Origin of the sequence: Floricoccus penangensis (genome assembly GCF_001832885.1) — a bacterium.
GTDB lineage: Bacteria > Bacillota > Bacilli > Lactobacillales > Streptococcaceae > Floricoccus > Floricoccus penangensis.
This window is the reverse complement of record NZ_MKIQ01000028.1, coordinates 210482-231077: the sequence shown is the minus strand read 5'-3', so window position 1 is coordinate 231077 and position 20596 is coordinate 210482. Positions and strand designations below refer to the sequence as shown.

Genomic DNA, 20596 nt, shown 5'->3' with positions numbered 1-20596 from the left:
GCTATTTAACTTGTAAGAAATTTTTATATCTTGTAGAATGATAACAATAGTAATAGGTGGATATGGAGAATTATGCAAGAAAAAGAAAATTATAAAAAGGAAATTTATGAATTTTTAGCTTCAAGAGACTGCATTTCAACCTATGAGCATTGTATCGAAGTGGGAGATTACGCAGCTATTCTTGCCAAAGACTTTGGGCTTAATGAAGAAAAAGCACTAGTTGCTGGATATTTTCATGATATTTCAGCTATTTATCCAGTTGAAGAACGGATTCATGCTGCTGAAGGATTTAAGATTAATTTATTGCCTGAAGAAAAAGTCTTTCCTTTAATTATCCATCAAAAAATATCGGCTTATCTAGCAAATAATTATTTTTTTGTTAGTGATGATGAAATACTTTCGGCTATTGAATGCCACACAACTTTAAAGGGTGTCTATTCTGAAACAGATCTACTGGTTTTCGTCGCTGATAAGATAAAATGGGATCAAAGAGGTATCCCACCATACTTAGACGAAATGTTAGAAAGGCTGGAAGAATCTTTAGAAGATGCTGCTTTGTATTACATCCAATATATAATGAATAATGATATAAAAATTTTGCATCCATGGCTTCTTAAAGCAAAATCTAGTCTAGAAGAAAATATTTCCTTAGGAAAAATACATAGAAAAAGAGGAAGATTAAATAATGGAAGATAATTTTAAAATAAATAAAAATACGGATCACTAATAACTTGGATCCAAGATAGCTAGAATACATGTCACATTTAAATAATTTCAAGGAGTAGGAAATGAAAAATAAAGTAACAGGATTGTTAGTAATGGATGTTGATTCAACCCTCATTCAGGAAGAAGTAATTGATCTTTTGGGTGAAGAAGCTGGAATCGGGGAACAGGTTGCTCAAATCACTGAAAAAGCCATGCGAGGAGAAATCGACTTTGAAGGTGCTTTGCGTGAAAGGGTTTCTCTATTAAATGGACTTCCAACAACAGTATTTGATAAGGTACTTGCTCGTGTTCATTTCACACCTGGGGCTGAGAAGCTTATTCATGACCTTAAAGAAAAAGGTTTTAAGATAGGAGTTGTTTCAGGCGGATTTCATGAAATTGTTGATATTTTAGCTGAACAAGTTGGCTTAGATTATGTTCAAGCTAATCGTCTGGAAGTTGAAAATGGTATTTTAACCGGACAAGTAGTAGGTGAAATCGTCACAAAAGACGTCAAAAAAAATAACCTTCTTAAATGGGCTAAGGAAAATGGTTTAGGTATTGAAAATACGGTGGCTATGGGGGATGGTGCAAACGACCTGCCTATGATTGAAGCTGCTGGTGTTGGTATTGCTTTTAACGCTAAGCCAATTGTTCGTGAGCAGGCTTCATATCAGATTAACGAACCTGACTTATATAAGGCTATGGATATTATTGAAGATAAGATGTAGGCGCGGAGAAATCTGCGCTTTTTCCTTTAAACCTTACAAATCATATCTTAAATGGTAGAATGAAATTAAGAAACTGATAGGGGGGATTGAAAATGATTGCTGAAATCATATCTGTGGGGACAGAACTACTTTTAGGTCAAATTGTGGATACTAACAGAACTTTTGTAGCTAAAAAAATAACCGAAAAAGGAATTGAAACATACTATCAATCAATCGTTGGAGATAATCTTGAGCGTTTGGAGGAAGCTTTGACTCTTGCTGATACTAGAGCAGATTTAATCATATTGATTGGTGGACTTGGACCGACTAAAGATGATTTAACCAAACAAGCAACTGCCCAACATCTAGGAGTAGGACTAGCTACTGATGATGAGGCGCTAGATAAAGTAGTTAAATGGCATCAAAATTCGGGCGTTCCTATGGCAAAAAATAATAGGCTTCAAGCTCAATACCTTGAAGGAGGGCATCCTATTGAAAATGACGTTGGATTTGCGGTAGGGTCTTTTTATGAAGATGATGATGAGACACATGCCGATTATCTACTTTTACCTGGTCCTCCTTGGGAGCTTGAGCCAATGTTTGATAAGTATGTTCAGCCTTTTTTAAATAAGTCATATTTTGAAAATCAGATAATAACATCAAGAGTTTTGCGTTATTACGGTATCGGTGAGTCCCGTCTTTCAACGATACTTGATGATTTAATTGAAAATCAAACAAACCCAACTATTGCTACGTATATTAAGAGGCTAGAACCGACAATTCGTATAACAGCAAACGGAACTGATCAGGAAGAAGTTGATAGTCTTCTTGATGAGGGGGAAGAAAAAATCAACGCTTTGGTTGGAGATTATTTTTATGGTTATGGTGATAACTATAGTCTTGAAGAAGCAGTCTATGATTTACTAAGAGATAGAGGTTTGACACTTTGTTCAGTCGAACTTGGAACTAATGAACTTTTTAAGAAAAAAATTTCAAATGTAGATAGGTACAATAAAATTTATCTAGAACTCTTTGAAGGATTTATGGCTGATGTGGCAGTTTACGAGTCAGTTGATAAGGTTAGTGATGAAAATAAAAAAAGAGAAGTTGCTGAGACTCTAGCAGACCTAACAAGAAAATTAAGTGGTGCAGATATTTGTGTATTTGTATTCGGAAGCGATGGAGACGTTGAGGATATTCATAAATATCAAAAAGAGCCATTTCAACTTGCATTTTCAAGAAAAGGTCAAGAAACAGTGGTTTACTCAAGAATATATGCAAAAGATCATCTAGATAATCAGGAAAGAGCAGTTTATGACATGTTTGACATAATAAGACGGCAAGTCACAGGGCTTGGAGAATTAGAGAGAAGATAAAAAGCGGAAATATCCGTTTTTTTATTGAAAAGGAAACAAAAAGGCTATACAATATATATAAAGAATAAAAGGTGGTGAGTCATTTTGGACAAAAAAGAAGAAGCATCGAGAAAAATTCGTCAAGTTTTTAATAAAATGGCAATGTTAAATGCATCAATAATGGCTTCAGAGCTCAGCGAGTATACCCCTTCTGAAGTGCATGTGATTGAGTTTATTGGAGAAAATAATCAAGCAAATGTTACTAAACTAGCTCAAGGATTGTACATGACCAAAGGTGCTATTAGTAAAATATCTAAAAAACTGATTGCCAAAGGTGCAATTGAAACTGTAAAGAAGGCTGATAACAAAAAAGAAGTATACTTTCTACTAACCGATAAGGGACAAAAAGTTTTTGATACTCATAAATCACTACATGACTCCTTTGAAAAAAGAGATGAAAAAGTATATGAAGATGTAACTGATCAAGAGTATGAAAGAATTATTGAATTTATGGATAAATATAGTGAGCATCTAGATAAAGAAATCGAGAAGTCAGGGTTTGAAATGTAGTTAATTCTGCATTTTTCTTTTATAGTCATTATTGTTGACAAGGAAACTAAAAAAGAATATTATATAGTTGTTTCTTAGGAAACAATAATGATAAAGGACTTATAATAATCATGAATACAAATAACAATTCACAAATCAACAAACACTCACTGGCCTTTGGACTCATATCAGTTTTTCTAATTGGTATCAGTTTCAGTATTGTCATGCCAGTTATTCCCTTTTTAGTAGCCCCTTATGTTTCGTCAGCATCAAGTCAAGCTCTAATAGTTACACTTCTTACCTCAATTTATGCGGTATGCACATTCTTTTCAGGTCCTATTCTTGGGGCTATGAGTGATAGATATGGTAGAAGACCAATTCTACTCATCAGTTTACTTGGAGCTTCACTTGGCTTCTTTATCTTTGGACTTGGTGGAGCTTTGTGGGTTCTGTTTCTAGGGCGAATTATCGAAGGAATTACAGGTGGTAGTATAGGTACAATATTTGCCTATTTTGCTGATATAACTCCCGCTGAAGAACGTACAAAATACTTTGGCTGGGTAAGTGCAATCGTGGGCGTTGGGACAATATTAGGTCCAACTCTCGGTGGTCTAATCTCAGCTCAATTCGGTAACTCAGCACCGATGTTCTTCGGTTCTCTACTAGCACTTCTGAATGCTATATATGGATATTTCTATATGCCAGAAAGTCTTAAACCTGAAAATAGAAGTGGACAAATATCTATTAGTCAATTCAATCCAATCAGCCAATTAAAATATATATTCTCAATCTCTACAATTCAAAGATTACTGTTAGCAGCAACATTACTTTGGATTTCAAGTGCTTCAATTCAAGCCGTATTCTCACAATTTTCTATTGATACATTTAACTGGAATCCAGCGCTTATCGGACTAATGTTTTCAATTATGGGCTTGCAAGATATTATCTCACAAAGTATTATTATGCCTCAGATGTTAAAATTTATGTCAGACAAACAAATTGCAAGTACTGGTATTATTGCTGAAGTCATTGGATATACATTAATGGCAATTTCCATTATTACAGCAATTCCTGCAATACTTGTAGTTGGAGTCTTTATATATGGCTTTGGTGACTCAGTATTTGGTCCATCATTTAATGGTCTACTTTCCAAATCAGTTGGAGCAAATGAGCAAGGACGAGTACAGGGTGGAGTTCAATCTATTCAGTCTCTAACAAGAATTTTTGGACCACTAATCGCAGGACAAATCTATATCCTACTAGGTCACTCTGCACCAGCAATCATGGGAGCAGTGCTACTTTTCATCGCTTTTATTGTAATCTTACTTGGAAGAAATGAATAATATATATTTAAAAGCTTCCAATTTCGATATTGGAAGCTTTTTATGTTAATTTTCAACTATTTGTTTTTTCTTTATAATAATTTATTTCATCCTTCATTTCTTTTAAAAAGTCATCTTCACCTGCAATTTCAAGTAATGTTAATCCATCAATAATAAGTTTTTGTTCATTTTTACAAATTCCCAATCGGATGTAGGCATATGACAAGAAATAGTAATTTTTAATTTGTTTTGCCACCTCAGCAGCTAATTCAGCAAAGTGAATGGCTTGCTCAACAAAATTATTCTGCATATAAATTGTTGAAAGATTAATGAAGATACACATTTTTAAAAAATGAATAGCACCTTTATTATATTTCTCATATTTTTTGATACTTTCCAATATAGGCTTATCAATTTCTTTTAGGGTTTCAATCGGAAGTTTAAATATCAATATATTAATAAACATCAAGTCAGTATAATACCATGTGTCCATAGCCTTAAGCTTGTCCCATAGTTCTGAAATTGAGTCTCTGAAATCATCAGTAACTTCAAATTTTCCTTTAGCTATTTCCATCAAAGATATGAGGACTTGCCTTGATTCTTTGATTGCAATATCGTCTTCATTTTTCAAGTATTCATCACACTGCTCAATCAGTGGAACTATCCTTTTAGTTTCGGCACTACTTAGAACAGCTTTATATTTTAAAAGAATATCCATTCTTTTATTTTCGCCATTCTTATTACATAGGAATTCGAATTCTTCAAAAGTCATACTTATTTGTCTTAGTAAAAATTCCATAGTTGGATAAGATGGTACAAGTTTATTATTCTCAAATTTTGAAATGGTAGTTCGTGAGAGTGTTTTACCGCAAATATCTTTTTGTGATAAGTTTTTAGATTTTCTTATTTCCTTGTATACTGACCCAATATCCCAACGCATAGAATCTCCTTTTTATGTAGTTTTGTAAATAGTTTATTAGACCTGTTCGATGCAGAAAGGTGACTAGTGTGTACAAAATTCTCAAATTAATTTTTTCTATTGTACCATATAAACAATCGAAAGGAGAATGTTTTATGAATAAAATAGAAAAAAAGAATACTCTAGCAATTTCGGCAGGCAAGGTCATTTCAAGATTTGGAAATATTGTTTTTGATTATTCAAATGTCACTTATCTGGCAAGTAAGAGTAATGGTAGCCTTGCATTTGTTGGAATTTATCAGGCATCAGAAAGTGTTATAAGCATTATTTTTAACTTATTTGGCGGTGTTATTGCAGATAGGTTTAACAGGAAGAAAATAATAATTATTACTGACTTTTTAAGTGGAATACTTTGTTTATTACTTTCCTTTTTTGTAAGTCAAGCTAAGTACTTATTATATTTGATTGTTTTAGCTAATGTTGTTTTAGCAATATTTGATTGTCTATCTGGACCCTCATATAAATCAATTGTCAAAGAAGTTATCGAAAAAGATAATATTCAAAAATTTAATTCTGTACTTGAAACTTCATCAAGGATAACCCAGGTATTAGGACCACTTATCGCTGTTTTTATTTATAAACAAGCTGGGATGAGAGGGGCTCTTCTTGTTGATGGTGCAAGCTTTATTTTATCGGGGTTGATTACAACTGCAGTAATTCCAATTGTTGAAGTTACTATTGTTGAAAAGAAAAAATTTTCTCTATCCAATCTTGTAAGTGATATCAAGGAAGGATTCATCTATGTATATTCGAAGAAAAAAATCTTTTATTTAATTGCTCTATCCTCTCTTTGCAACTTCCTCTTTGCAGGCTATAATTTGATTATTCCTTTCACTAACAAAATGTTTAGTGCATCAAATGTTAACGTATATGGAACTATCCTAACAGCAGAAGCCGTGGGTGGAATTGCTGGTGCCTTATTAAGCAGTTTCTTTAATAAAAAGCTTAGTGAGAAAAAGATAATCGGTTTTATTACTGCAAATGGTTTGTTACTAGCTTTATTAGGAATAGTGTTTAAATATTTTCAGAGCATCCCAGTTATTTTTATCATAGTTGCAATATTCTCCTTCTGTTTATCAAATTTTAATATTCAATTTTTCTCAAAAATACAATCAGAGGTTGATACAGAATATTTAGGAAGAGTTTTTTCAATAATATTTACAGTTGCAGTTTTATTTATGCCCATTGGAAGCTTAGTTTTCTCAGCATTCTTGAAGGCTAACAATCCAAATAATTTTATTTTTCTTGGGATTGTAATGATAATTATAAGCATAATCTTTATCTTTTTAATTGATAGATTATCATCTGAAAAGTAAATAAATTCCTATATAAAAAAACTCTCACTTTGTGGTGGGAGTTTTAATATATTATGAAATTGGAGTAATTTTATCACTATAGTATTCAACTTCATCAAGCATTTCCTTCAATAAGTCGGGTTCTTCTGTAAGCTCAGCAAGATTAATTCCTTTTTCTATCATCTTTTTATTTCCTTGACATAGACCCAATCTAACCCAAGAGTATGATAAGTAATAATAATTTTTAAGTTTTTTTGCGTAATCTAAGCCAAGATTAGTAATTTCAATACATTCTTTAATCATATTGTTTTGTAAATAAAGAGTAGACATATTTAGAAAAAGGCAGACTCGCAAAATGTTTAAACTATTATTATTATAATTTTTGTATTTATCTGCGCTCTCTAATATCGGCTTAATGATTTCGGGAAGAGTAGATATAGGAATGCGATGAATTATTGAGTTGATAATAAATAAATCATTATAATACCATGTATCCATTGATTTTAAATCATCCCATATCTCTGAAACGAATTCTTTAGATTGGTCAGAGATACTATTATTGTTCAAGGAAATATTTAGGTATGATGTAAGGATGCGATGATAGTTTTTAATTACTAAATCATCCTCCGTCTTTAGTAATTCTTCACATTTAAACATTAATGTCTTTAACTTATCAATTTCACAACTACTATTTATCGTTTTAAACTCATTAAAAATCTCTTGCCGTTTATCTTTTCCATCCTTATTACATAGAAAATTAAACTCCTGGAAACTGACATTCACCTGCCTTAGTAGAAACTCCATTGTTTGATATGATGGTACAAGCTTATTATTTTCAAATTTTGATAAAGTGGTTCTTGAAATTGTCTTTCCGCAAATCTCTTCTTGAGATAGATTTTTGGATTTTCTTATATCTTTATAAACTGAACCAATATCCCAGCGCATATTTTCTCCTTGAAGTGTGATTAGTGTGTACAAAAAAAATTAATTTTTTTTTTTTATTGTATCATAAAAAAAGAAAGAAAAGAGGAGTGAATAAATGACAATTAATGTGGAAGCGTACTATAAAAATATGACAGAAATGCCTTGGGGAAAATTGTTTTATCAACTTTTATTTGAACAAATTGATAAGAATATACCTTCAGGAGCAAAAGTCTTAGACTTTGGGAGTGGACTTGGATTTACAGCTAAGCATCTTGCTAAAAATCATGAAGTTACTGCATATGAACCAAACTCTCAGATGATATCTTATTCAGTTAATGAAGGAAATTTTCGCCAACTAACAGGTGACTTAGATGGATTTATTGATGTCATGAAAGAAGAAAAGCAAAAGTTTGATTTTATTGTAATCCACAATGTACTTGAATATGTAAGCGACAAAAAAGGAATTCTTTCATTATTAGTGAATCTTTTGAATACTGGTGGAAAGATTTCTATTGTTAAACATAATCCCACAGGAGCAATCTTATCTCAAGCAGTCTTACAGGATAATCCCAAAGAAGCACTGAATCTACTTAATGGTGAAGAAAAGAAATCAGAAAATTTTGGCACCATTAATGAATACGAAAATCATTTTCTGGAAGATATTCTAGGTGGAGCAGGCCTTAAACAAAAAGAACTTTATGGAATTAGGATTTTTTACGGACTGTCAGCGAATACAGAAGTTAAATTTACAGATGAATGGTATGATAACATGTTAGAATTAGAAAGAAAAACATATGAAAACTCAGATTTTGTAAATATCGCATTTTTCCATCATTTAATTTTTAAGTAATAAATTATGTGACTAAAGTGTACAAAAAACTTTCAAATCTCTCCATCAATGTATGATAAATATGAAAATAAAAATATATTGTTTTAAGAGGAGAGAAATATGAAGGTTTTGATTTTATCACAGATGAGTGCAGACTATATTAAGATAGATGAATGGGGCTTAGATAAAATGGAACATGAGTTTCAAATAATTGTTCCAGAACGTGTAGAAGAATCTTATAAAGATTTAGGGGAGAATATTTCAATTCATGTCATAGATTCATGGTCTGAAAATAGTATTATGTTAAAGTCAATGCTTATAATGGAGAATACTCCCTGTCAGAGAATGTTTGCTATTGATGAGTTTGATATTGACGTAGCTGCAAATCTTCGCAAATACTTTTCAATTGAAGGTCAAAATATAGATAGTGCCACATTTTTCAGAAATAAATTAGTAATGAATAAAATTGTAAGAGAAAATGGATTTAAAGCACCTATCACAAAATCACTTGGAAGTATATTAGATATTTTTAGCTTTGGAAAGAAGAATGGATATCCATTAATCATTAAACCAATTGATGGAGCAGGAACCATGGAAACATACAAAATCGATAGAGAAGATGAAATTAGAAAGTATGGTCATATTGATTTCCACGCTGGAAAATTTATAATTCAGAATTTTATTCAAGGCGATTTGTATCATATTGATGGCTTTATTGCTAACAATGAATTACGCTATGTTAAACCATCGAGATATCTATATCCAACCTTGGCTCATTTGGATAATAAATCTACAGCAAGTATCCAACTTGATGGGGAAGATGAAGTGATATTTAGTGACTATATGAAGGAACTAATAGAGAAGATTCCAGTACCAAAAGATTGTTTACTTCATTTAGAAGTCTTCTTTGATGGAGAAGATATTTATTTCTTAGAAATAGCTTCTCGCTTAGGCGGTGGAGGAGTACATGATATAGTCAGAGATGAGTATGGTATTGACCCTGTTAGAGCAAGTCTTTTAGCAGAGATAGGTGACTATGATGAAATTCCAGTCTTTGAAAAGAATAATAGCTCTCATTATGGTTTCATTCTTGTAAATTCTGGAATCGGTAAACTTGTTAGCCTACCTGATAATATGGAACTTATAAGTCAAAAGTTTGATGTCATTGATACAAAGATGTTTGCAAAAATTGGTCGTGAATATAAAAAACACGAAAGTAGTGTTCAAGCAATCTGTAGAATAACTTTAAAAGGTGAGACCGAAGAAGAGATACTGTCAGGCCTTGATTACGTGGATAGGTTTGTAAGACATAATACTTTGATTGTTTAATTGCTTTAATATATTTAAAAACTTTACTATTTGAGTGAAGTTTTTATTAATTTTAATATTTATTTTTAAAATAATAATCTTTAATGATATAATATATATAACATTCCGGAGGATATTATGAAAAAGAGAATCAAAGATTTTTTTAAGCAGAATATTTGTATCCTGCTTATTTTTTATCTGGCATTCATTTTGGCTTATTTTCTCGATAGTTACTCTTTTGGGTATATACTATCGCTTTTAGAAGAAAAAAATATGAATTTCACTAAATTTGCAGGCATTATTTTATTATTCTATGCAATCATTTTTATTTGTAAATTTATGTCAGATATTTTGGGGCAGAAAATAGTCTATCTTGCCTTTAAAAGTCGTATGGAACAAGTACAGTCACTAGTCGATAAAACTTATAAAAGTAAATATCAATATTTTGAAGACAATAACTTCATGTCAACAATTAATAGAGCTATAGATTTCTTTGGTGGCGACAACATTGGTTATCAAGGCGTAATTATTGATATGGTCTATCTCTTTCCTTATTTATTTTTAATCATAATAGGTGGGGTTGCAATCGGGAAAAATAATATTTTTATTGTACTTTTGACATTGATACTTACAGGCTTGAGCTTTCCCATCAAGCAAAAATTGAATGATTTTGATATTGATACTGATCTTGATAGTGGTCAAATCGGTGAGAAATTAGAATACTTTCAGGAAATAACAACAGATAACTCATATGGAAAAGATATTAGAACATTTGGACTTAAACCAATAATTTTAGAGAGATATGAAGAGTTAACAAAAGCAGCAAAAGATATTATTAATCGTCGTACAAATTTAGCGACAGTCCTTGCAATTTTATCTCTTCTAATTGAAGTATTAAATGATGGATTAGTTCTTTATATTCTTTATCCAAGTCGAAATGAGCTATCTCTTGCTTTAATTTTCCTGATTTTTAGTATGTATATTTTACTTAAAACAATGTTTAAAAAAGTTCTGGAAACACTAGCTGATCTCAATAAAAATGCAAAACTTTTTACAGATTATGATGCTACGCTTGATAATAGTGGTCAAGAATACAATGATAGCCAAATGGTTAATAATTTAGAGGATTTTGATATTGAGTTTAAAAATGTTTCATTCGTATATCCTGGAAGCGAAGATATTGTTCTGGATAATCTGAATTTCAATATAAATTCTCAGGATAAACTTGGTATTATCGGGGAAAATGGGGCAGGGAAGACTACCTTAATAAAACTTTTAATTGGGCTTTTTGACCCTAGCGAAGGCAAAATTTTGATTAATAATAAGCCGACTACTGCAGATCAAAGACTGGAATATTTTTCATCAGTTTTCCAAAATTCTTTACTCTTTGCAGGAAGTATTGGAGATAATCTATTTTTTAATGAAGATAATCTTGCTTCAGATAAAGTGGAGTATGCTAGAAGTTATTTTGCAGAAAATACTCTTAAGAAAGATGGTCAGCTAATTGATTTAGCAACTAATATTGGGCAGGATTTCTACGATGATGCCTTTAAACCATCAGGTGGTCAGGAGCAATTGCTTTTAATTCTACGCGCTCTGGTTCAAGATGTGAGAATGCTTGTTTTGGATGAACCGACATCTGCACTTGATCCTTCAAAGGAGATAGAGTTTTATGAGAGAATTGAGAAGGAGAGTAAAGAACGTGGATTCATTGTAATCTCGCATCGACTTGCCGTTTCAAATATTGTTGATAAGGTGATTGTCATAAAGGACCATAAGATTGAAGATATTGGCGGTCATAATGAACTTATTAAAAGGTCTGACTACTACCGTCATTTACGAGATTTAGCAAGTAGTATGTATGAAAGTGAGGCTAAATAAATTGAAAAATATTAAAACAAGTTTGAAACTTTTGGCCCATTCATATAAGGCAGATAAGACTTTTCTATTTGCACTCCTACTTGAAATAATTTTGAGTATTTTTGAAACCTTAGTCATTCTAGATTTAGTAGGAAAGATGACACTTGTCTTACAAAATAAACTAGAGATTAATAAGCTTATAATTTTATTGGTTGTTCTAGTTTTGATTAAATTAGTAAAAACCTTGATAAATTCAAAAATGCAGCAATTTCGCCATGCTTATATCATGAATTTAGAAAAGATGCTTCTTGATAAATCAATGTCAGTAAGTTTCAGTCAACTAGAGAGTCCAAGTTTTTATATCTTGCAAGAACAAGCAGAATTTTCTCTCAGAAATCAATATTGCCTTGAAAATTTACTTGAAGCCATAACAAATGGTATTGAAAATCTTGTAGTAATTATTACAACAATTGCTGTAATTACCAGTATGTCTCCGCTTCTTGGTATCGTACTTCTAGTTTGCTCATTTTTAAATTTTTATATTAAAATAAAATTTGCTCAAAAAGATGATAAATTTTATGAAGAACTAGCCCCAATAAATAGACGTTTTTGGTACTATGAGATGTTTCCTTTTGATAAAAATAAAATGTTGGATATAAAAGTAAACCATATAGAAGAATTTATGTCAGCTTCATTTAAAAAAATTCGTAAGCAGTTTAACATTAAATTTAAGGACTTTTATCAAAGGCAAGGAGTAGGAATTGCAATCTCTGATTTCATTGCTAATTTTTCAGTTATGCTTATTGTCTTATTTTCTGCAAGGAACTTCTTTGCAGGGAAAATAGACCTTGCTATTTTTAATATATCAATTGCAAGTATCATAAAATTTTCGTCAGCCATCAATGGGATTACAGAGAGTATTGTTGACTTTTGGCGTTACTCACAATATGCAAGCCCAATACTTGAATTTTTAGATATTGAAGCAGTCGAGGAGGAAGCAAGTTCAGTTTCAGAAGAATCTTTAATCGCTAAAGATTTGTCCTTTGGTTACAAAAATCATAAGATTTTAAAGGGGATTAATTTCGAAGTTGATGATAAGAAGTTAATTGTTGTCATTGGAGAAAATGGAGCAGGAAAATCAACACTTATTAAACTGATATCAGGATTGTACCAGCCTGAAATAGGTCAATTATCCTATAAGAAATTAAAAATGTATGGATCCAAATTTAAAAATATTTCGAGTGTCTATCAAGATTTTACTCTTATTAATGATTTATCAATAAAGCAAAATATAGCTTGCAGTTTGAATGAAATTGATGACGAGCGTATTGAATCTGACATTAATAAGTTGAATTGGAATACAACTTTTGATATTAATGATAGTCTGGGAAAAGAGCTTGATGATGATTATGTTGAATTATCAGGAGGACAGGCTCAACAAGTAGCAGTACTTAGAGCATTGTATCAAGACCGTGATATTCTAATTTTAGATGAACCAGCAGCAGCTCTTGATATAGAAAAAGAAAAAGGACTTTATGATTCCATTGCAAGACTAAGAGGTCAAAAAATCATTTTTTTAATTTCACATCGATTAAGTGCGGCTACTAAAGCTGATGAAGTTTGGTTTATGAAAGATGGGCGAATACAAGCACGTGGAACTCATGAACAGGTCATGAAAGAATCAGAGGATTACAATCATTTATATTCAATTCAGGCTTCACGTTATCAAAATATTTAAAAGAAAAGAAAAGAACATGACTGAAAATCATGTTCTTTTTACATCTCTTTCCTGTTATAAGAGATTTTATTAATTTTTTTCTAAAGATTTAACTGCATTTCCAGCCACTTGTGGTGGGATAGAAGCAGTCATTGGTGCCAATCCTTTAATTACAAATTTAACTTTTTGGCCATCCTTATAGTCTTCAATTTTAAAGTCATCAGGTAGTTGGCTCTTCTCAAGATTGAGGACAACTCCATTATTCTTCATCACTGGTAGAATATCGTTTGGATCGTCAGTAGAATCAACATCTTTTAGCAAGAAGCGGTATGATTTATCAACAGTTTCATTTTGGCTCACATCCCCGTCAATAACTGCAGTGAAAGTACCTTCTGACTCGTTAGTTGACTCTTGAGTAGTCGTACTAGTATTAGTATTTGTTTCAATTGGTTTGTCATTACTCTTCTTACTTGTACAAGCAGCTAGGCTAATGCCAGCTAGAGTTGTTAGTAGAAGAATCGGAATAATTTTCTTTACTTTCATTTTGTTACCCTCCGTGAGTATTTTGTTAACTTTATTTTAATTGAAAATTTATTAGGGGGCAATAGGTACAAAGCCCTATATGATTAAATATTTTTACGTCAATAAATAATTAGTACAGTAGAATTTGTTATTATAGTTTGTATAAAAAAGTATTTTTCTTTTAAAGACTGTAACTCTATGCACCACAATAATGACAAAGATGTTTTACATTTCAAAGGAAACATTAATTTGTTACTGAATAGTAAAAATTATATAGAACAGATAGAGGCAAATCTCTAGACTTTTTTATTTGAAAACGCTTAAATAGAATTATATTTAGAATTAAACTAATATTGATTTATTATATATTGAGAAAGAGGTCAGTAAATGATTAAAGAAGTTCTTTTCCCTAAGCTTAGTGCAAAAACTAATGATGGTGTAATCGTTAAATGGAATAAAAAAGTTGGTCAAGAAGTTGAACTTGACGAAGTATTATACGAAGTTGAAACAGAGAAAACTATTATTGAAGTTGAATCACCTCTTGCTGGAGTTTTGAAAGAAATCAAAGCTGAAGAAGGCGATACTGTAAAGGTTGACCAAGTAATTGCTGAAATGGAGGTTGATTAATGGTTGAAAAACCTCGTGTAAGGTTTAATTACGAAAAAACAACTAAAATGAACGACCTTATGCAAGGTCTACAGTTAAATACAGTATGTGAGGAAGCAACTTGTCCTAACCTGGGCGAATGTTTCTCGAGTGGAACTGCAACTTTTATGATTCTTGGTAAAAACTGTTCTCGTAACTGTCGTTTTTGTGATGTAAACTTTGGTGGTATGGAACTTGTTAATCCACATGAACCAATGAATGTTGCTGTAGCAAGTAGTCAATTACAGTTAAATCATGTGGTAGTTACAAGTGTAGCGCGTGATGATTTACCTGATGGAGGGGCATTCCAATTTGCTCAAACAATTAAGGCTATCAAAGAAGTTAGTCCAAATACAACAGTAGAAGTTTTGATTCCTGACTTTATGGGTAACAAGGAAAGTCTTGATGCGGTAATTGCTGCAGGTCCTGAAATTATCAATCATAATTTAGAAACTGTGGAAAGACTAAGTCCAAAAATTCGTCATCGTGCAACTTATAAACGCTCTCTTGAAGTATTGACTTATATCAAGGAACAAGCACCTGAAATCTTTACAAAAACTGGTATCATGCTAGGTATCGGGGAACAAGATGATGAAGTTGAACAAATGATGGAAGATGCATTGGCTGCAGGTGTTGATTTCTTAACAATCGGTCAATATCTACAACCATCCGAAAAACATTATCCTATTGAAGAATACGTATCAATGAGAAAATTTGGTATCTATCGTAGACTAGGAATGAAAAAAGGATTTAAGTTTGTTGCAAGTTCACCAGCTGTAAGAAGTTCATATAAGGCACTTGAAGCTTATCAAAGAGGAGTTTTAAATGATATTCATACAGTCGGATGAGCAAAGTGCAGCATATTACTTCGCTTTAGAAGAATATTTGATGCAGGAAAAATGTTTCGATGAAACAGTATTTATGTTATGGCGTACAAAACCTACAACAATGCTTGGCAATTACCAAAATGTATACCAAGAAATAAATTTACCAGCGGTAAAAGAAGATGGTGTAGCAGTAGTTCGTCGTAATACTGGTGGTGGAACAATCTATACCGACTTAGATGGTTTCCAATTTTCATTTATTAAACGTGTACCTAAGAGAGAAATTGACTTTGCTGGCTACATGGATCCAATTATCGAAGTACTTGGTAAAATGGGTGTAGAAGTAAAGTATAGTAGTAGAAATGATTTAACTATTGATGGCTTAAAGGTTTCTGGAAATGCTCAAACCTATAAGAATGGCTACACATTACATCACGGTTCACTTCTTTATGATATGGATTTCTCAAAAATGGCACGTTATTTGAATCCGCCAAAATATAAATTAGAGTCAAAAGGTATTACTTCAGTTCGTGAAAGGACAACAAATATCATTGAAAAGTTGCCTGAAAGACTAACAATTGAAGAATTTTATGACAAGTTTGTAGATATTCTTCTTCAAGGAAGTGCTAATTTATATACATTAACTGAAGAAGACGAAAAGAAAATTCAATTAATAATTGATAATAAGTTTTCTACATGGGAATGGAACTTTGGCGAAAATCCCCCATATTCAATTTCTAAAACAATGCGTTTCAAGGGTGGATTTATTACAATCAACTTAAACGTTGAAAATGAAACAATTAAAGACTGTAAAATAAATGGTGATTTTTTCTCTGCTAATGATGTTGACCAGTTAGAAAATGCTTTAGTTGGTCAACCACTAATTCCAGAGATTATCAAAGAAAAATTAGATCAAGTTTATATGTCACAAGATGAAGCCATCCATGATATTAGTGCTCAGGACATTGTAGATTGTATTTTTTCTTAGAAAAAGATTTTGTAAGCAATGCTAGCATTTACAAAAAATATTATATAGTATAAAATTCATATAGGGAGTCGGGTTTTGGCCTGATTTCCTATTTATTTTGAATGTATGCAGTAGATTGAGGAAATATAATGCTGAAAAAAATCGATAAATCCTATAATTTTTTAGAAAAAAACGTAGATAAGTTAGCCTGTCCCCTTTGTCAGTCATCGTTTGACCTATCAAGATACTCACTTAGGTGTCAAAAAGGTCATCAGTTTGATATCAATAAAAAGGGATTTGTTAACTTTTTAAATCATAAAGTTGTGGAAAACTATACCAAGGAAATGTTTGAACCTCGGGGTCGAATGATTAGAGCTAGGATGTACGAAGGAGTCCTTGAATATATTAAGAAAAATCTTCTAGGAAAAACCTTGCTTGATGTTGGATGTGGGGAAGGATCACACCTTTCATTACTTAATTTTGATGGTGAAAATTTTGCCTTTGATATTGCGCGTGATGGAATAAATTTGGCAACAAATCAAGATATTGAAGCTTTTTGGGCAGTTGCTGATTTGACAAAACTTCCATATGCAAATTCATCTATGGATAATATCCTCAACATTTTTACTCCAAGTAATTATGATGAATTCAGACGTGTTCTATCAGAAAATGGTCAAGTTATAAAAGTTGTTCCTGACAAATATTACTTACAAGAATTACGTAAGGCTTATAATCTTCCTCTAGATTATGATAATTCAAAAGTAATAGCTAAGTTCAAGGAAGAATTTCCTAAAGCTACAGAAGAAGAAATTTACTATGAATTTCAAATTCCTGAAGAACTGAGAAATGACTTTTTAAAAATGAGCCCTTTAGAGTGGCAAGTAGATGATGAGTTGTTAGCTGAGGTTAAAAATAATCCGCCGAAAACCGCAACTGTAAATGTGAAGATTTTAATAGGTAGTTATAAATGATAAAAAACATCTTTGAAAGGTGTTTTTTAATTTTGGCGAAGTTTGTGTCACAAATATCTGTGTCACGATTTTTATTGTCTATTTTTTATTGTCTATTTAATGTAAGGGTTACAATTAAAGCAAAGAAATTATTTAAAAATTAATTTATATGAGTATCCTTTTCATGAAAAAAGAACAGATTTCATTCAGTCTCTAGCGACTAATGTTATAAGTGCATTGATGGAAATATCGTAACAGATAAAAAAGAAGGCAAGGAAAGTGATTGCAAATTGCTTTATAAAAAAACATTCAGTTCCAGAAATGAAAATAGCTCTCCTCCATGCTGTAAGGGATATATTACGTACAGATTTTGAAATATTTAATCTAGAAACAAGAGTTGAGCTTTTGGGCATGGAGAAAATCATACTTTATAACCTTTTATGAACTTTTAAAATAATAAATTAGTATTTAAAATTTCAATGCGAATTAATAGATTTATTTCGTTTAATAAATAACACAAATTATCAATGTTTTGTAAGCGGTATATTGTAATTTATGTTAGTCTAATCAAATTATTTGTGATAAAATGTTCATGTAGAGATTCTTAGTTAAAATTTTTACTTTAACTAAGAGCTTAAAAAAATAAAAAGAGGTATAAACATGTCACGTAAACCAATTATTGCTGGTAACTGGAAGATGAATAAAACTTTATTAGAAGCTCAAGAATTTGTTGATGCTGTTAAAGATAATATTCCTTCAAGTGAATTAGTAGACACTGTTATTGGTGCTCCAGCACTATTTTTAGCTCCTATGGCTTACTCTAGTCGTGGAACTGATCTTAAACTTTCTGCTCAAAATTCATTCTGGGAAAATTCTGGTGCTTTCACTGGTGAAAATTCTCCAGCTGCAATTGCTGATCTTGGAGTTCAATACATTATTATCGGTCACAGCGAACGTCGTGAATACTTCCACGAAACTGACGAAGATATTAATAAAAAAGCAAAAGCAATCATTGCTAATGGATTAACACCAATCTTATGTTGTGGTGAAACTCTTGAAACTTTTGAAGCTGGTAAAACTGCTGAATGGGTTGAAGGACAAATTACTGCTGGACTTAAAGATCTTACTCCAGAACAAGTTTCTAACTTAGTAATTGCATACGAACCAATCTGGGCAATCGGAACTGGTAAATCAGCAACTTCTGAAATTGCTGATGAAACTTGTGGCGTTGTTCGTGCTACAGTTGAAAAACTTTATGGCTCAGAAGTAGCTGATAAAGTGCGTATTCAATATGGTGGTTCAGTTAAACCTGAAAACGTTGATGAATACATGAGCAAAGAAAACATTGATGGAGCTTTAGTTGGTGGAGCATCACTAGAAGCAGAATCATTCCTAGCACTGTTGAACTTTGTAAAATAATCTCATAAATATATACGAAAAAACTGGTAGAGTCTATCTATCAGTTTTTTATTCTAGTATTTTGAACGTTATTGAAGGCAAATAAAAAAGTTTCACCTATAAACGGAAAAACTTTTTGTCATTCATTGTCATGTTTATTGTAGTTAAATAACCTACGCCCTATTTCAAAAACAGAGTAAGTAATAATGAAAGATACTAACACCGATGCAAAAGTCGGCAAAATCATCATGAAAAGATAATTTAAAATAACTAAAGTAATAGAAAAAAATGACATTTTAGCGAAAAAAATGACTTCCTTCAATCTTGCATCCATGTATTTAGCGTGATCCTCTTTAGGAATAAATTCTCTTGTTAGAGGACGTTCTTCTTCTTGATTGTAATAATAGTTGTCGTCCTTGTGTGCTTGCATTACTAATAGTGCCCTTCTTTTAGTGATTTAAGCATAACATAAAAAAAAAGAATTGGATATTAAAAACTAATTTACAATTATTACAATAATGTTTCCCAGGGAATAAAGTACAGTGTAGAGCACAGATATAATGCTTGAAATGTAGTTTCAGAAAGTTTTCGCAAATGTAACATTTGTAATATTAGATGTGAAAAAATACACTATATTTTTAAAAAAACTTTTTTATATAATCTTGATTCATGATATAATTAAGGTTTGGGAGACTATATAATGATAAAAATAACGGCAACTGCTGAGAGCATCGAGCAGGCAAAAAAATTATTAGATGCAGGGGTAGATACCCTCTACATTGGGGAAGGTACTTATGGCCTTCGTCTGCCTCACAATTTTACATGGGAAGAGATTAGAGAAATTACTAATCTTGCGCATGAGGCTGGAAAGACTGTTACAGTTGCAGTCAACGCCTTAATGCATCCTGAGAAAATGAAAAACATTAAAGAATATCTTGATTTTTTACAAGATATTCAAGTTGACAAGTTAACTGTGGGTGACACTGGTGTGATATTTGTATTGAAGAGAGATGGATATAATCTTCCATACATCTATGATGCATCAACTATGGTTACAAGTGCACGTCAAGTTAACTTCTGGGCTGAGCATGATGCAAAAGCTGCAGTATTAGCTCGTGAACTACCAAAAGATGAATTGGTTTCAATGTCTCAAAAGCTAAATATTCCTGGAGAAATTTTAGTTTATGGAGCAACAATTATTCATCAAACTAAACGTCCTCTTTTACAGAACTATTATAATTTCATCAAAACTGATGAAGATTATTCCTACGAACGTGGACTATTCCTTTCTGAACCAAAAGATGAAACGACTCATTATTCAGTTTTTGAAGATGATCACGGAACTCATATCTTTGCAAGTGATGATGTTGATATGATGCCTGTACTTAAAGAATTGACTGATATGGATTTTGTAAACTGGAAATTAGAAGGAATTTATTGCCCAGGTGATGATTTTGTTGAAATAGCAAAATTATTTGTTGAGGCAAGAACTTTGATCGAAGCTGGAAAATTTACAGCAGATAAAGCATATCAACTTGATGAAGAAGTTAGAAAACTACATCCAAAAGGAAGAACACTTGGACGTGGATTCTATGACTTCGCCCCAGATGATATTAAATAGAAAAGCTTTAGCGACTGGTCATATTTTTGACTTAACTAAAGCATACAGTTCATTAACTCCAATCGAAAGATTGGAGCTGTGTGCTGAGTTATGGAAGGAATATAGGAGCTGAAAGC

The 20596-nt window shown here is 31.8% G+C and carries 20 protein-coding genes; 16 read left to right on the top strand and 4 right to left on the bottom strand.

The genetic code is table 11. The features are described from left to right. Positions 1–72: 72 nt before the first annotated feature. From yqeK to BG262_RS07730, 5 genes are all read left to right on the top strand, one after another. Positions 73–696, top strand: coding sequence for a bis(5'-nucleosyl)-tetraphosphatase (symmetrical) YqeK (gene yqeK / locus BG262_RS07750; RefSeq protein WP_070788321.1), 624 nt, complete (start codon positions 73–75; stop codon positions 694–696). A gap of 92 nt (positions 697–788) precedes the next feature. Then, positions 789–1436, top strand: coding sequence for a phosphoserine phosphatase SerB (gene serB / locus BG262_RS07745; protein ID WP_070788320.1), 648 nt, complete (start codon positions 789–791; stop codon positions 1434–1436). A gap of 92 nt (positions 1437–1528) precedes the next feature. Then, positions 1529–2791 (top strand): CinA family nicotinamide mononucleotide deamidase-related protein, encoded by a 1263-nt coding sequence (locus BG262_RS07740; protein WP_070788319.1) that lies wholly within the window; start codon positions 1529–1531, stop codon positions 2789–2791. 84 nt (positions 2792–2875) lie between these two features. Next, on the top strand, positions 2876–3340 hold the full coding sequence (locus BG262_RS07735) for a MarR family winged helix-turn-helix transcriptional regulator (RefSeq protein WP_070788318.1): 465 nt from the start codon (positions 2876–2878) through the stop codon (positions 3338–3340). Positions 3341–3450: 110 nt separating this feature from the next. Further along, positions 3451–4662: an MFS transporter gene (locus BG262_RS07730; protein ID WP_070788317.1), complete on the top strand. Its 1212-nt coding sequence runs from the start codon at positions 3451–3453 to the stop codon at positions 4660–4662. A gap of 52 nt (positions 4663–4714) precedes the next feature. Here BG262_RS07730 and BG262_RS07725 read toward each other — a convergent pair whose 3' ends face one another. Beyond that, positions 4715–5581: a helix-turn-helix domain-containing protein gene (locus BG262_RS07725; RefSeq protein ID WP_070788316.1), complete on the bottom strand. Its 867-nt coding sequence runs from the start codon at positions 5579–5581 to the stop codon at positions 4715–4717. A 134-nt stretch (positions 5582–5715) separates the two neighbouring features. Between BG262_RS07725 and BG262_RS07720 the strand changes: the two genes are divergently transcribed. Continuing rightward, positions 5716–6936: an MFS transporter gene (locus BG262_RS07720; RefSeq protein WP_070788315.1), complete on the top strand. Its 1221-nt coding sequence runs from the start codon at positions 5716–5718 to the stop codon at positions 6934–6936. A 51-nt stretch (positions 6937–6987) separates the two neighbouring features. Here BG262_RS07720 and BG262_RS07715 read toward each other — a convergent pair whose 3' ends face one another. Continuing rightward, positions 6988–7860: a helix-turn-helix domain-containing protein gene (locus tag BG262_RS07715; protein WP_070788314.1), complete on the bottom strand. Its 873-nt coding sequence runs from the start codon at positions 7858–7860 to the stop codon at positions 6988–6990. Positions 7861–7954: 94 nt separating this feature from the next. Between BG262_RS07715 and BG262_RS07710 the strand changes: the two genes are divergently transcribed. From BG262_RS07710 to BG262_RS07695, 4 genes are all read left to right on the top strand, one after another. Beyond that, complete coding sequence (locus tag BG262_RS07710) at positions 7955–8689, top strand: class I SAM-dependent methyltransferase (protein WP_070788313.1); 735 nt, start codon at positions 7955–7957, stop codon at positions 8687–8689. A 99-nt stretch (positions 8690–8788) separates the two neighbouring features. Beyond that, positions 8789–9997 (top strand): ATP-grasp domain-containing protein, encoded by a 1209-nt coding sequence (locus BG262_RS07705; protein ID WP_070788312.1) that lies wholly within the window; start codon positions 8789–8791, stop codon positions 9995–9997. 252 nt (positions 9998–10249) lie between these two features. Beyond that, positions 10250–11857, top strand: coding sequence for an ATP-binding cassette domain-containing protein (locus BG262_RS07700; protein WP_158006660.1), 1608 nt, complete (start codon positions 10250–10252; stop codon positions 11855–11857). A gap of 1 nt (position 11858) precedes the next feature. Then, on the top strand, positions 11859–13574 hold the full coding sequence (locus BG262_RS07695; RefSeq protein ID WP_158006659.1) for an ATP-binding cassette domain-containing protein: 1716 nt from the start codon (positions 11859–11861) through the stop codon (positions 13572–13574). Positions 13575–13643: 69 nt separating this feature from the next. On the opposite strand, the gene BG262_RS07690 is transcribed toward BG262_RS07695, so the two are convergent. Next, positions 13644–14096: a hypothetical protein gene (locus tag BG262_RS07690; protein ID WP_070788309.1), complete on the bottom strand. Its 453-nt coding sequence runs from the start codon at positions 14094–14096 to the stop codon at positions 13644–13646. A gap of 366 nt (positions 14097–14462) precedes the next feature. Here BG262_RS07690 and BG262_RS07685 point away from each other — a divergent pair, with 366 nt between their 5' ends. The 5 genes from BG262_RS07685 (at position 14463) to tpiA (ending at position 18880) form a co-directional block, all read left to right on the top strand. Then, a complete protein-coding gene (locus BG262_RS07685) occupies positions 14463–14702 on the top strand; it encodes a biotin/lipoyl-containing protein (protein ID WP_070788308.1) in 240 nt (79 codons plus the stop codon). Then, a complete protein-coding gene (lipA, locus tag BG262_RS07680; protein WP_070788307.1) occupies positions 14702–15568 on the top strand; it encodes a lipoyl synthase in 867 nt (288 codons plus the stop codon). The genes BG262_RS07685 and lipA overlap by 1 nt, the downstream gene beginning before the upstream one ends. Continuing rightward, a complete protein-coding gene (gene lplA / locus BG262_RS07675) occupies positions 15546–16532 on the top strand; it encodes a lipoate--protein ligase (RefSeq protein WP_070788306.1) in 987 nt (328 codons plus the stop codon). The genes lipA and lplA overlap by 23 nt, the downstream gene beginning before the upstream one ends. A 128-nt stretch (positions 16533–16660) precedes the next feature. Beyond that, positions 16661–17482, top strand: coding sequence for a putative RNA methyltransferase (locus tag BG262_RS07670; protein ID WP_070788305.1), 822 nt, complete (start codon positions 16661–16663; stop codon positions 17480–17482). A 639-nt stretch (positions 17483–18121) separates the two neighbouring features. After that, the gene (gene tpiA, locus BG262_RS07665) at positions 18122–18880 is read left to right on the top strand and encodes a triose-phosphate isomerase (RefSeq protein ID WP_070788304.1); all 759 of its coding nucleotides are present in this window, start codon (positions 18122–18124) and stop codon (positions 18878–18880) included. Positions 18881–18998: 118 nt separating this feature from the next. Here the strand turns inward: tpiA and BG262_RS07660 are convergent, their stop codons facing one another. Beyond that, a complete protein-coding gene (locus tag BG262_RS07660) occupies positions 18999–19289 on the bottom strand; it encodes a DUF3270 family protein (protein ID WP_070788303.1) in 291 nt (96 codons plus the stop codon). Positions 19290–19559: 270 nt separating this feature from the next. Between BG262_RS07660 and BG262_RS07655 the strand changes: the two genes are divergently transcribed. Next, positions 19560–20480 (top strand): peptidase U32 family protein, encoded by a 921-nt coding sequence (locus tag BG262_RS07655; RefSeq protein ID WP_070788302.1) that lies wholly within the window; start codon positions 19560–19562, stop codon positions 20478–20480. Positions 20481–20596 lie beyond the last annotated feature (116 nt).